The sequence below is a fragment of the Acidithiobacillus sulfurivorans genome, assembly GCF_018853815.1.
GTDB lineage: Bacteria > Pseudomonadota > Gammaproteobacteria > Acidithiobacillales > Acidithiobacillaceae > Acidithiobacillus > Acidithiobacillus sulfurivorans.
Window position 1 is genome coordinate 1 of record NZ_JAAOMP010000126.1, and the last position, 14332, is coordinate 14332.

The following is a 14332-nucleotide window of genomic DNA, read 5'->3' on the forward strand; positions in this document are numbered from 1 at the left end:
CTGTCCCTGGCGAGCCATCGCCTCAAGGCCAGCCGGGAGGAGATTCTGGATGCGTTGCAGGGCGATTTGAGTGCCTGCCATCGTTTTGTTCTGGACGAAATGATGCACCATATCGAAGCCCTGGAAGCACAGATCGCGCGCTTCGGAGACTACTTGCTGGCTGGTTTGGCGCCGCAACAAAATGCTGCGCATCATCTACTTCATGCTCTCTCGCGGCACATATTACCGGGACGCCGCCACCGATTATGAAGCCTTGAGCGTACAACGTAATGCCGCACGCTGGATGAAAAAGCTGATCAAGTTCGGATTCCTGCCCGATCCGGCATAACCGCTTTAAGATCCCGTAAAATGGTCCTCACAGGCCAGGGGCTTCTGTGCCCGTAACCCCATCTCTTTCACATTAAAAACCATAGGAACAATATTCGATAGAGCATGCTTTTGAGAGGGGTGCTTGTCAGTCTAGTATGCCCCGCCTTTCGAAAGAACCACCTTGAAGGTGCGCAACAAAATGACAATGTCATACCAGAGTGACCAGTTCTTTACATACCATGCATCCAGATCTGCCCGGTCTGCAAAGGTGGTTTCCGAACGTCCACTCACTTGCCAAAGACCCGTTATACCTGGCTTTACCTGGGCGTAGAGATTGATACCGTCACCATATCGGTTGATTTCGCGTGCCAGCAGGGGGCGTGGTCCAACCAGACTCATCTGACCCAGTAACACATTGAACAACTGGGGTAATTCGTCCAGACTGGTGGCTCTTAGCAGACGCCCGGTTCGAGTCACTCTCGGGTCGTTCCTCAACTTGAAATTTCTGGAGTATTCAGCAGCTATCTCCGGGTTGGTTTCCAAATATTCACTTAATTTTGCTTCGGCATCATGAACCATGCTCCGGAACTTGAAACAACGAAAAGTTTTTCCATTATAGCCGACCCGTTCTTGTGCGAAAAATATTTTTCCACCATCTTCAGATTTTATTTTCCAGGATAAATAAGCAAGGACAGGGGAGACCGCAATGATGATCAAAGACGCAGCAAGCAGGTCAAATATACGTTTCAGAATACGTGGGCCGGGCCGAGCGAGGTTGTCGCGCACCCGAAGCATGAAAACTTCCTGACTGAAAAAGTGCATGACTTCCAGTCCGAAGAGCGGTAAACCCCGCAAGGGTGGTGCAATGGTCAAACGGGGATAACCAAAACCCAAGGTACGCACCAACTTTTCCTGTGCTTCCCATTGCTCCATGTCCAAAGCTAAAACAACATGCGGATTGCCTAAATCCGCTAATTGGCCGATCGGGTCATGACTCAGAGGCTCCATCCCAACAAGTGGGTAATCTTGCCTTTCAGCTGACAGGCAGGCGTTGTCCGGAATCAGGATTTTTTTGATGGAGTAGCCCAGCAAGGGCTCGTTGGTCAGGGCACGAATAGCTTCCAGCGCATTTTTTCCACAACCGATAATGACAACCGGCTTGGCCCAGGCCCCAAGACGAGTTAACATCCACCGCGTGGAATGCCGGGCAACGGGTAAAAACAAAAACACAAGACCCCATGTGGAAAATAACCAAAGCCTTGAGAGAGGCCATTTTCCAATGAATGCGACGGCTGAATTCAGAGCAATAAAAAGAATAAGAACGGCTAATACATCCCCTGCTTCATCCCAAAAAGATTTTCTTTGGCTATAATGTCCCTTGATGGCAAAGCTGATGATGACGGAGACAGTTAATATCAAAAAAAGCAATGAATTAATTTGAGCCAGGCTCCCCCACCAATGCTGAAGAACCCACAACGGATTAATATCATAATAGAATGCGTGAGAAAGCCGGGCGAAGTAAAAAGCGGCGAGAAAGGCCAATACATCTCCCAGCGCCATAATAAAAGGCGTCCAGCTAGACCATTGGAAGGTAGAGTGTGTGCGCATGCTAGTTCTTATCGTGGCCATTGTTCATTCTCCGAGCTTCGGCATGGACAATTCCCGATAGGCCAGCCGCAGAGAAAACCTAAGAACCAGCATATCCTGTGACGACTATCGAGAGCAATGATGATATCTTCTGCGGAAACTAGACAGATTCTCCACAAAGGGTTGTTTTTTGCTGGTTGAAATAAACGGTGATGATGTCATCCAGACGTTTGTGCATATTGTCAAGGGAAAACCGGTTGAGAGCTGTTTCCCTGCCACGTTGCGCCATTAGTAAAGCCTGTTCTGGTTCATTAATGATCTCAGAAAGAACAGATTGCAGAGCCTGAGCATCGCCCGGGGTATAGAGCATTCCCGTGACGCCATTTTCTATAATTTCGTTGGGCCCTCCGGATTTGCTGGCAACTACGGGCCTTCCGGAGAGCATACCTTCAACGATCACGCGACCAAAAGGCTCAGGTGCAATCGACGTGTGTGCGACAATATCGCAAGTCCTCATGAGTTCAGGGATGTCACTCCGAAAACCGAGCAGCTTTACTCTGTTTTCCAGACCAAGAGTTTTGATTTCCTGGTCCAGGTGTTGAGCGTAAGCATCCTCCCCGAACATGGGACTGCCAACAATTAAGCCTTGTACATTCGGCATCATAGCAAGTGTCCGTAAGAAGACATCCTGCCCTTTCCAGGGGGATAACCTACCAAAAACACCAACCAGTGGCCGGCTATCAAAGCCCAAGGATTCACGATGATTTTCCTGAGAATTGGTGGTTTGGAAAAATGGTTCCGTATTAAAGGCATTATAAACCAGATGAGTATTCTCGGTCCGACCAGTCAAAATCTGGAGCGCCTCTTTTGTTGACTTGGAGTTGACCAGAATTTGCGTAGCCTTGTTTGCAGTATATCGAGCGGCAAATAATTGAGCCTTGCCAAAGTGCTCGGAGCTCAAAATATCATGCAAGTACCAGACGACAGGTTTGCGCGCCAATTGACCAGCAAGAACAGAGATAAGTCCAGCCTTTTGTGAGTTTGCGAAGATAAAATCGAAATTTTTTGCTTCCTGAGCAACGCTTCTGGCTAAACGAACCAATGAAGAGAGGCTTGCCATGGGAATACGAGAACCCCTACGAACGTTATTAAGAGCATTATTTGGAATAATTGTTTTAACTTTAACCTGACGCTTTTCGAGTTCAACTCGGAGAGGACCATCTTCAAATAAAATAACTTTACTACCGCCTTTATATGGTGTAACAATATCCAAAAGAGCTAATTCACCACCGCTGAGCTTTGCAGTTTGATCAACGAATAAAATATTCATGATATTGCCTCTCGGTAAATGGCAGAAATCTTTGGAGTAACTACTTTCCAATCGTATCGATTTGCATAGTCCTGGCAAGATTCAGGCGAAGGGGTTTTGATTGTCCCGGATAAAATACTATTAATTGAATCAGCTATTGCCCCGCTCCCGGAATCTCTGGTTATCCATTCAGGATTGAAAGGGCTTATGATTTCTGGCAACCCCCCAACGGGGGTAACCAGCACAGGGGTTCCAGTTGCCATAGATTCTGCTGTTATGAGACCAAATCCCTCTAAAGATGTGCTGGGAACAACAGTGAAGTCTGCGGCACGATAAGCCAGTGAAAGATTATCGTCTGGTACGAAGCCGAGAAAGCGAATGTTGTTTTTCAAGCCCATCTCATCAGCATTTTTTGCAAGTTCATTAGCAATATTACCTTTGCCTGCAAGCATCAACAGTATATCAGGAAATTTCTTGCGCACCTCTTTTAATGCGGTTAAAAGGTTTTCTAGTCCCATCCGCCTGGAAAGACGACGGACAACGAAGAGAGTAGGTCTATCAGTGGGCCATCCCAGTTTTTCACGAGCTTCTAACTTACCAATGGTTATATTGAATTTTTCTGTATCAATAGCGCCAGATACGACAGAAATTCTATCCGCCGGGATTCGATAATCTTTTATCAAGATTTCTTTGAATGCTTCAGAAAGAACAATTAATTTGTTTGCTTTTTGGTAAACTGTTTTTTCAATATAATATTTTATGGCAGATCTGTTTTTTCCATTTTCCACTGCTGTTTCTTGAGCCCACGGACCATGGAAGTGGACCACTAGAGCCCGTCGTGAAAGTAAATCAGAGGCAGGAAAACCATATAAGGCAAAATGGACACAAACAAGATCTGGATTGAACTCATTGATTAGTTTATTGGTCGAGATGCGTGCATTGTACAATCGTTGCAAAAGGGGTAAATTTTTTTGTGAGAATGCTCTGACCTGATTGTTGGTGTTTTTTTCTACTGCGTTCGTCCCAATTACGAGACCACGACTTTGAATGTTTTGGGTTGGTAGATGCTGGATCAAATCAAAATAATATCTTTCGAGGCCCCCAGAATGTTCGGGAAACCATGATGAACCTAGTTGTAAGGTGCGTATATTGTATGTCATTGTTTTTTCCAGATTAAAAATTATCCCAGTGTTTCTGATACCAATGTATGGTTTTCTCCAGTCCCTCTGTAAGCGCTGTTTTTGGATACCAATCAAGTTTCTGTTGCGATTTGCTGATGTCGAGATACTTAATGGATGGAACAGACTTAATAGGACCGGAAAATTTAGGTATCCTTTGTTTCCCGTCGTATGCCTGAGAGGCCTTGTTGGTGAGTTCCTTCAGAGCAGTGGGTATACCTGTCCCGAAATTAAACGCCTCGCCAGCAATTGTTTCCAGATTTTCGGCAACACTAGTGTAGGCGTGCGCCATGTCACCGATGTATAGACAGTCAATTTGCGAACTACCATCATCGCGTGAACCAAAGTCATAGGGTGCATTAGTAATCATGTTTTTAATTGCGCGGGGGATGATTCGACTGAAATTACTATCTCCTGGGCCATATGTATTCATAAAACGGCACGCAGCAGTTTTCATACCATATACATGTGCGTATGTTCTCACCGCCACATCACCTGCTACTTTTGAAGGTGCATAAACGTTGGTAGCTGGTAGCGGTGGGTGAGTTTCCAGAATGGCATTATCGGTTGATGTGGCTCCGTAATAGGCCCCACTTGATGCAAAAACAAGTCGTTCAGTGCAGCTTACTGTTCTTACAGCTTCCAGGATTGTATATGTGCCTTGAGCGTTGATGCTGAATGTTTCCTGTGGAAGGATATTGCTGATGGGAACGATAGGCTGCGCTGCAAGATGGAAAACCGTGTTTATTTCAAAGCGTTCCAAGGTTAAGCGAAGCAGATCCATGTCTCTGATGTCGCCCTGAATATAATTGACTTTCGATATCATGCCGGTGAGGACAAGATATGAGTTGGTGGGTAACCAGCGATCAAGCACATACACTAGGGCTCCTAAATTCAGGAGATGCTCACAAAGATGAGAGCCGCCAAACCCGGCTCCCCCAGTGACGAGGCATGGGCGCCCACTCCAGAATGGATTCATGTCAGCAACCTTCATTCTTGGTTTTAAGATAATTACGGTAAAAGCGAATGGTCTCGCGCAATGAACTCAGAAAATCAGTTTGTGACCTGAAACCTGTAGCATCTTCAATTTTGCTTCCATTAAGATGTTGCTTGGTAATGGCATGTACCGTAGCGCCAGTGCTGCGTACGTGTATGGATATACCATTATTCAGGATGGTTTCAGCCCGGTCACTGTCAAATTCTTTTTCCACTTGCACGGCTTGCTCGACGATGGTTTTCAGCATTTGTGGGGTAGGCAGATAGGTTCCAGCAGAAAGATTGTAGACTTCGCCACGACATTTTTTACCATGAGCCAGTAACAAGATGGCTGTGACCAGATCGTCTACATACAAATAGTCGCGATGGTGTTCAATGGCATCAAAATAGAGCTCCGGAGCTGTCGGCTCGGGGTTTCCAAATATATTGGCCATGGCCTTAGGTAGAAGTCGGTAACCCATGTTGAAATCATAGGGGCCATATATATTACACATGCGCAGTGTGACTGTCGGCAAGCCGAAGGCTTCGTGATAAGTTCTCGAAAATACATCTGCGGCAAGTTTTGCTGAATCATACACGCCGATGCCACGGAGAGGGGTTAAATGTTCAGTGTAGGAATCGCCCTCCATCTCTCCATAAACCTTATCTGTGGAGGACAGGAAAATCATGTTTGGCTTATGATTTGCAGTCCGGCAGGCTTCAAGAACATTTACCCAGCCCATGGTATTAGCCATGATGGTGTCGTAAGGCGCACTTACTGCTTTTTCAATCACTGAAGCGTACGCGGCAAAATGAAAAATGAAGTGGAACCGGCCTTCATGAATGATTTCATTCATGGCGTTAGCATCAACCACATCTGCTTTCTGGACGAGTACCTTGGAGCGAAGATCCATGGACGCGCAGTTCATGATTGAATCTCGTTGGGGATCTGTATTGATATCGACCACTGTCACGTTGGCACCCAGATCAACGAGACGTTTTGTGACATGGCCACCAACGAAGCCGAAGCCACCAGTAACCAGAACATTCTTGGCATCAAAAAACTCATTAAGATGTTCATATTCAGCGGGTATGTGATCTGCAGTTGTCATTGCCATTCTCCAAATTGTTTTAAGGTTACTGAGCTTGCTATGAGTTAATAAGGTCAAGTGTGATGTATGAATGCCCACCTTGGCAGGTATATAAGCATTTAACGTGCCAAAAAATTAATTCAATAAAAATATAAAGTTAAAAAATATGATGCTTTAGAGGGCTGAATAGGGTTGTATTGTTTTTGTAACATCCAATAGTAAGTTTTGTCTTGAAATTGTTGCAACGTTATGTAAGTTGGGGATTTTTTTAGCGTACGTTCATTGTTATACTGGTAGCTAACGCCAGGATCACTGATCCATTCCCTTCTCTTGCTTGCTGATGACACTTACTTTGTTTGTTTTAAGTGATATCTTCTTGACTTTAAAAACCGATTTGTTCAGTTTGGCCGAAGGGAAGAGGAGAAGATTTATATTAAAAGAGGATCTGAGCAGAGAAGCTGCCGATTGTTTAGTTATTATTTTCGATTTGTAAGCTATGCGATACATAATTTTTATTTTGTTTGTTACAAGACCTTTTCTGCAGTCTTGAACATAGTGTGCGGTATTCAATTTTCCAGAACTGAAATTTACAACTTATTGTTTTTAAATATAGTATATCTTTTTTACGCTTCTTGATATGGCTTCTTGTATGTTGGTACGATTTTTGCTTTTAATGCGCTATGGTTGTTTGTGATCACGGTTTGTTTGCTATTGCTTTTGTATGTCTGGGTTGTAGGTCATAGCTGAGATGCAGGCAAGTTGATAACGTATTGTTAGTATTTAAGGATTATTCTATATGATCAACAGATTAAGGTTGTTGCTGGTGGTTGCTGGTGTGCCAATTTTACTGGCGGGTTGCGCTTCGACTTTTTCTGCGGACCATGTGGTCTCTATAAAGAGACTGCCAAGTCCTGTAATTGCTGTTAAACCCGAATCCTTACCTGCCAGTACGATAAAAAAAATGCTCCATCCAGACATAGCGTATCATTTGGGAGCCGGAGATGTGGTATCGGTCTCGGTTTATCTGCATCCAATGCTTTCCGCTGCAGGTGTGACAAATGGTACGGGCATCCCTGGTGCTTTGGTGACGAATCAGGGCAACATACAACTACCAGAACTCGGCCTGATTCACGTGGCTGGTATGACAACTGCCCAGCTGCAGAAAAAACTAACCAGAATGTATGCCAAATACATTATTAATCCAGATGTGACTGTTCAGCTTCAGGTCGCACATAGCATTCGCTATTATCTGCTCGGTGAATTTACTGCGCCTGGCCTGAAGTTTTCTGATAGAAATCTGAGCCTGCTGGATGCCATGGCCTTGGGTGGCACCGTGAATCTACCAGAGGCCGATTTGCGTGGAGCTTATATTGTGCAAAACGGCAAGAAGATGCCGGTCAACTTCCATCAGCTTCTCAGGGATGGCAATTTGAACCAGAATATACCCCTGGAAAGTGGCGACACGGTAGTGGTGCCCAGCGTTGCCACAATGAGGGCCTTTGTATTCGGGGCGGTAAACAAGCCCGGTCCTGTGGCTTTTGTAGATGGACGCTTGGGATTGTTGCAGGCACTGTCTTCAGCGGGCATGGACACCACTTCCCTTACCAATGCACAACTCAGTGATATCCGTATTATTCGTTCGGAAGGTGCCAGCGGAGAATTGATTACAGTCAATGCGCAGGCAATTCTCCAAGGGAAGGCAGCACCATTTTTTCTGAAATCAGGTGATGTGGTGTTTGTGCCGCAAACGATTGTCAGCAACTGGAATCAGGTAATACAGCAAATTTTACCATCATTGCAAGCCATATCAGGGATATTAAATCCTTTTGTATCCATTAAGTATTTGTCTCAATCTAATAATTAGGAATAGATACCGTGACTGATCACACTGAAAATATGCATCCGTCCGAGAACGTTGATCTGCAACGGCGGCCATCAATTGCCAACAACTCTGAACGTATTGGAGATGAGGGAGAAAAAATTGATCTTTCTGCACTACTTCGATCGTTGAAAAGACATTGGCGTTTACCCTTGGGACTTGCCGGTGTTGGTGCTGTTCTGGCCATTCTTATTACCCTATTTTCGGTGCCCGTATTCGAGTCTTCCGGTTCTGTCTATCTGGGTAATGCAGAAAAGGATCAAGCAGCCGTGTCTGCTGCCACGGAAGGCCTGTCACTGGTGCCTGGCTTGGTTCAAGCCCCCAACCTTGAGACTCAGGTCCAGATTATGCAAAGTCGCCAGGTGGTTGAGCGGGCCATCGTGCGTTCGGGAGTAAATGTTTCGATTTTAAATCCAGATCAGAGTCCTGTAGTCCATTTTTGGTATTGGCTGGTTAGCGGTCATTCCTTTAATATTTATGAACATCAGAAGACCGGTTTGCGTGCTACGCTTGCAGAAGCCGTAAATCCTGATATCTATGGAAAGTCATTGGATCTGAAGTTTACTAAAGATGGTCACTATCAAATATTCGATGGCAACAATTTGATATTGAATGGTGTTCTTGGCGAGCCTGCGGTAAGCCCCAACTTACGTATAATCATTAAGCCTGATGCTCAAGGGTTTATTCCGAGTAATAACAGTACATATCATTTAACCGTTAGTTCTCCATTAGCTGTTTACAAGGAATTTTCGGGCAATATTTCGATAAGCCAAGAGAGTAAGGATAGTGGTGGGGCACCTACGCTGAGTTATTTGATCTATTTGTCTTTCAAAAATCCCAATCCCTATGTATCCCAAAGATTTCTGAACAGTCTGATGTTGAGTTATCTGGAACAAACGCATGCATGGGCTACGGGTCAAGCGTCCTCCACCTATGATTATTTGAATGGGCAACTGGAAAAAGTGCGGACCGCTTTGGCAACAGCGGACAGTAATCTGGCCGGCTATCAGAGCCACAGTGGCTTGTTGTCGGTGACATCGAATGCTCAGGCGATGATCACCCAGATGACCAATTACGAAAGCCAACGCAATGCTCTTGATCTAAAGCTAAAAAATCTTCAACAAGTGTATTCCGAACTCAGTAGTAAAGATGGCAGTCATGTTGATACTTATTTGGTCACTTCGTTGAATGATAGTGTGCTCAATGGCCTTTCTGACAAGCTGGTAACTGCTCAAAACCGTAAGGCTTCATTAGCGACCATGTACACTGACCGCGCCCCTGAAATGCAGCAACTGGATAAGGAAATTGCTTCTATTAGATCTGCGATTAGCAGCGTGATTCATAATCAGGAAGTGCAAACCCAACAGCAACTCAAGTCGATGGATGGCGCGATTGAACAATACAAGAGCAAGATGGGGCAATATCCTAAAGAAGCCTTACAGGTTCTGTCTCTCACACGATCCACGGAAGTATTAGGTAAATTGTACATGTTCTTGCTGGAAAAACAGAAGGAAGCTGCCATCAGTAGGGCGAGCACAATTACCAAAAATCGCATATTGGATACGGCGTTGGTTCATAGTGTTCCGGTTTCACCAAAGGCTTCCAAGGCTGTTCTCATAGGCGCTTTTTTGGGTTTACTCCTTGGTCTCGCTGTCGTCTTTGCGAAGTTTCTCCTGCACAAAGGGTTTCATTCGGATGAAGGCATTCTGAGCAGATACTCTTCGATACCACTATTTGGAAAATTGCCAGAATCTGATGCTTTTCAGAGCGTAGGTGATTCGGCAAAAATCAAGCCAATATTTCCCTCTGATCCTCGTTCCGCATATGGAGAAGCGTTGCGTTTGCTGCGCGGGAAGCTTTATCTTGATTCCAGGGCGGGAAATGCAAGCAAGATATTAATGTTTTCATCAGCATTCCAGGGAGATGGAAAAACAACTGTGGTCAGTCAGTTGGCAGTGGCTTTGGCGAAAGACGGAAAACGAGTACTGTTGATTGATGCTGATCTCAGAAATCCACAGTTACATTCGGCATTTGATTGCAAACAAAGTCCGGGATTAGCGGAATATCTGGCGGGAAACGCAAAATTGGAGGACTGTACGCGCGTCATGACTAGATTTGATGTGCCGCTGACTTGCTTGCCCTCTGGTCAAACTCCCGATAGTCCAGTGGAGTTGATTGGCAAGGAGCGTTTTGCTGAACTAATTGATAAAGCTCGTTCCGATTATGATTATGTACTCATAGATACCCCACCGTTTCCAGTGCTGTCTGATGGGCTGATCATCGCTCGATTGGTCGACCGCTTGGTCTCTGTAATTCGCGTCGGTGAAACCCCTCGGTCGGCTTTTAAAGAGCATATGCAAGGGGTGGCGGAAATTGGTTGCCCACAGGCTTTGTTAATTAATGGGGCCCCAACCTCTCAGGGAGGAGTATACCACTACCACCCCAGACCTTCCGTGCGTTTGGATATGGAGCGACGAGTGCGCAGCTTCATTAGTCAGTTCCAGAGAAGGCGTTGAAATGACAATAACGCACGCAGTAAGCGCCAATCTGGTGATGAGGATACCGGGTCATGACCGCTAGCCTAAAGCGTAACTCATTGTATAACTTGATGGGTAGTTTATTGCCTGTTGTGGTTTCGCTGGTAACTGTTCCTTTGTATTTACATCTGATTGGTGTGGATGGATACGGAGTGCTGGCGATAGTCTGGCTGTTTCTGGGCTACTTTGGGGTTTTTGATCTTGGGTTGGGCATGGCATCAGCTAACCAGTTTGCAAAACTCTCTAATCACAAAGAGATGGCCAGCGTTTTCTGGACAGGGGTATGGACCAACCTGGTATTGGGGATAATAGGTGCGGGAGCCCTGTTTTTTCTGGGAGACTATTTATTCGAACATCTGTTCAAAATGTCCAACGAGATGCACGCATCGGTAGTGGGTGCTTTGCCTTGGTTGGCGCTGGCGGTTCCAGTAATAACAGTAAGCGGAATTTTTTCCGGAGTAATAGATGGCCGCCAAAAATTTTTGATGCTCAATGCACTGGGCGTAGCAGGTACTTTTTTTTTGCAAGTCCTGCCGTTATTGACAGCCTATCTCCACGGCCCCAATTTGACATGGATTATCGCTGTGACGGTACTATCCAGATTGTTGTTTGGAGCGTTGCCCATGGGCGTTGTAGCTATCCGGATTCTTGGGGCGGTCAAGCCTGAGTTACCTCAGTGGCACTGGGTAAAAAAGTTGTTGGGATATGGAGGTTGGACCACTATTTCAAGTATGGTGGTGCCGATAACTGGTGCCATGGACAAATTTATGCTTGGGAGTATGGTGGGTCCAGCTGCTGTTACTTTTTTTGCCATTCCAGAGCGTCTGGCGCGGCAAGGTGCCATAGTGCCTGGCGCAGTTACTCGCGCATTGTTCCCTAAATTGTCGGCTGGGAATGAATATGATGCACGAGATACGACCTTACGTTCCTTGGACCTGTTAATCCTTATTCAGACGCCTTTGATTTGTGCGCTCATTCTTATTTTGCAGCCTTTTCTCGGCATTTGGGTGGGCTGGTCGGTAGCAGAAAAATCCGGACCGGTTGGATTGATCATCGCTGCAACAATCTGGATAGTCGGCTTGAATTACTTCCCCTCAATGTTGTTGCAAGCACGTGGACGCCCGGATATAGCAGCAAAATTGCGTATTTTGGAGTTACTTCCATATTTTTTGGTGCTGTGGACAGCCATTCATTATTTAGGTTTGATTGGAGGAGGTATTGGGTTATTATTTGTATCTGTTCTGGATATGATTTTTTTGTTTTTTGGGGCGGGACTTCCCCTGTTCAGGAACAAAATATTTTGGCAATCAGTGGCATGGATTTTTATTGCTGAATTTTTGGCTTGGAGTTTTTCTAAAGCAGAATTGGCTTGGTATTTTTTCTCAATATTGCTGATTATTCTTTCCATAATTTGGGTAGGATATATTTCCCAGGTGCTGAGAGATACGATATTTACATGGCTTGGGAAAATTGCTGGAAATAAATTTAAAGAGGTACAAAAATGATAGTTGAAGATTTCTTTGCATGGTGGCGCGGTTGTTGTATAGAAGTAAAGAGATTTGTGAAATGTTAGAAATAAGTGAAAGAACAATTAACAAGCAGACTATTGCGGGTAATCTTGGTGTGTGCATATGCACCAGAAACAGGCCAGATGAGTTGGAGCGATGTCTGTTATCGGTCCTTGCTTGTGGGAAAGAAATCAATGAAATAATTGTTTCTGATGACAGCACAGACTCCAGGGCTGCGGAAATGATTCGGGTGAAGTTTCCCATTGCAAAATATGTCTCTGGTCCAAAAAAAGGGCTTGGCGCTAACCGCAATTGTGCCATTGATAGTGCTAGCAGTATGTACTTGATTTTTCTGGATGATGATTCTGAAATTGATCCTGGATTTGTTGCTGCTGTTGACGAATTGGTAGCCAAAGACAAATTAAATTTACAAAAAACAATGATCACTGGAAATCAGATAGAAGATGGGGTGATTATAAAACCGCATGATCAAAGTTTTTTGGGCTTTCAAAATGTATCTTATCAACCTGGTGAAGAGCTTAATACAGTAAATATAATGGCTACCGTTTTCCCCCGTTCCATGTTGAGTAAGGTCCGTTTTGATGACCTGTTGGTGTACGGTTATGATGAAGTGGATATTTGCGCCAGATGCCGCCATTACGGAGCTGTTGTCAAATATTGTGATAAAGCTAACGTGTACCATTATCCTTCTTTGGTAAATAGAGATTATTATAGTCCATATACAGAGTCATCAAGGATATATGTGACGTTTAAGCGCTACAATATGGTGGATCATAAGCGGTTGAAATCATTGATTTTTCTGGTGATTTCCATGGCGCATTTGTTGCTATCCAGAATAAAGCATGACGGGTTTGGTGGTATTAAAAAATCTTTTTTTATTAGCGTTAAAGCATTGGGCTATATCAGAGAGCATGCCAAATCATCCCAATGCTGCAGATAATATAAATCTTTATATTTCAAAAATTTTTAAGAAAGGCTAATATGAAAATCAATGTTTTAATAAATGGTGGAAACAGGCCCCGGGATATGGAAAGGCTGCTGAAGACGTTAATGGCGCAAAATCGCATGCTTGATGCGCTGTTCATCTTGATTCATCCCCGGGATACTGAGACTGCTGATTTACTGAAAAACATAGTGGGCATCGCTATCCCTTATACCCTGATCTGCAAAGATCAATCCGGCCCTATTGTGGCAATGTTGAAAGCTTTAGATTTAATGCCCTGTGATGTGGTTGCCTTTACGCACGATGATGCTGCGCCTCGCCCGGATTGGTTGGGGAGGATAGAGAAAGTTTTTGCTTGTATGCCCGAGATCGTGGGTGTGGGAGGACGAGATTTGCCGGCGTCATCTAAATTTGAAAATACGCCTTACTGCGATGTGGTGGGCAGGGTTACCTGGTATGGAAAAATTATCGCCAATCAGCATTTACCCTGTTCGGGTGCCCGAAAAGTTGACTTTCTTTCCGGGGTTAATGCGGCTTATCGTCATGATATTCTGATGGCTACAGGTCTCAATCAACGTTTGCAATGGCAACAGGATACGGTGTGGTATTGGGAGTTGGCGCTTGGCCTGGCACTCAAAAAACAAGGTTTGAAGCAGTGGTATGATCCCGACATGGTGGTGGAACATTTCCCCGGCAAACTATTTTCTGATCAAAAGGATGGTTACTGGTCTGCCGCGACTCGCAAACGGGCGCAAAACGAAACTTATCTTCTTCTGAAATACCTGAGTATGTTCGGACGCTTCGCTTGTATGATGTACGTTCTCATGGTTGGCAGCCGGGACAGCTACGGTTTGTTGCAATTAATGCGTTATTGGCCCAGAGAAGGGAGTTTGGCCTTCCGTAAATTTCTGGATGCATTGCGAGGACGCTATAAAGGTATGCAGATATGGAGGTTCCCTGACAACCTAATTCGCATCCAAAGGATAAAGGAATAA

General features: G+C 44.9%; 10 protein-coding genes and 1 pseudogene. 6 read left to right on the forward strand and 5 right to left on the reverse strand.

The features are described 5' to 3' along the window. Positions 1-328, forward strand: a pseudogene (locus HAP95_RS11535) (hypothetical protein); the annotation flags it as partial. Positions 329-459: 131 nt separating this feature from the next. Here HAP95_RS11535 and wbaP read toward each other — a convergent pair. From wbaP to HAP95_RS11560, 5 genes are all read right to left on the reverse strand, one after another. Next, positions 460-1938 (reverse strand): undecaprenyl-phosphate galactose phosphotransferase WbaP, encoded by a 1479-nt coding sequence (gene wbaP, locus HAP95_RS11540; RefSeq protein WP_368356582.1) that lies wholly within the window; start codon positions 1936-1938, stop codon positions 460-462. Positions 1939-2056: 118 nt separating this feature from the next. Beyond that, positions 2057-3226 (reverse strand): glycosyltransferase family 4 protein, encoded by a 1170-nt coding sequence (locus HAP95_RS11545; RefSeq protein WP_215884355.1) that lies wholly within the window; start codon positions 3224-3226, stop codon positions 2057-2059. Then, entirely contained in the window at positions 3223-4365 is a 1143-nt protein-coding gene (locus HAP95_RS11550; protein WP_215884356.1) for a glycosyltransferase family 4 protein, read from the reverse strand. The genes HAP95_RS11545 and HAP95_RS11550 overlap by 4 nt, the downstream gene beginning before the upstream one ends. A 13-nt stretch (positions 4366-4378) precedes the next feature. Then, positions 4379-5377: an NAD-dependent epimerase/dehydratase family protein gene (locus tag HAP95_RS11555; protein ID WP_368356583.1), complete on the reverse strand. Its 999-nt coding sequence runs from the start codon at positions 5375-5377 to the stop codon at positions 4379-4381. Further along, on the reverse strand, positions 5364-6470 hold the full coding sequence (locus HAP95_RS11560) for an NAD-dependent epimerase/dehydratase family protein (protein WP_215884358.1): 1107 nt from the start codon (positions 6468-6470) through the stop codon (positions 5364-5366). The genes HAP95_RS11555 and HAP95_RS11560 overlap by 14 nt, the downstream gene beginning before the upstream one ends. A gap of 775 nt (positions 6471-7245) precedes the next feature. On the opposite strand from HAP95_RS11560, the gene HAP95_RS11565 reads away from it, so the two are divergent. From HAP95_RS11565 to HAP95_RS11585, 5 genes are all read left to right on the forward strand, one after another. Further along, entirely contained in the window at positions 7246-8313 is a 1068-nt protein-coding gene (locus HAP95_RS11565; protein ID WP_226832742.1) for a polysaccharide biosynthesis/export family protein, read from the forward strand. A gap of 11 nt (positions 8314-8324) precedes the next feature. Further along, on the forward strand, positions 8325-10844 hold the full coding sequence (locus tag HAP95_RS11570; RefSeq protein WP_215884359.1) for a GumC family protein: 2520 nt from the start codon (positions 8325-8327) through the stop codon (positions 10842-10844). Between the two features lie 53 nt (positions 10845-10897). Next, positions 10898-12370, forward strand: a complete 1473-nt coding sequence (locus tag HAP95_RS11575) for an oligosaccharide flippase family protein (protein ID WP_215884360.1) — start codon at positions 10898-10900, stop codon at positions 12368-12370. Positions 12371-12431: 61 nt separating this feature from the next. After that, positions 12432-13334 carry a glycosyltransferase family 2 protein gene (locus HAP95_RS11580; protein ID WP_215884361.1) on the forward strand — a complete coding sequence of 301 codons (903 nt, stop codon included), beginning with the start codon at positions 12432-12434 and terminating at the stop codon, positions 13332-13334. 41 nt (positions 13335-13375) lie between these two features. Beyond that, positions 13376-14332, forward strand: coding sequence for a glycosyltransferase (locus HAP95_RS11585; protein ID WP_215884362.1), 957 nt, complete (start codon positions 13376-13378; stop codon positions 14330-14332).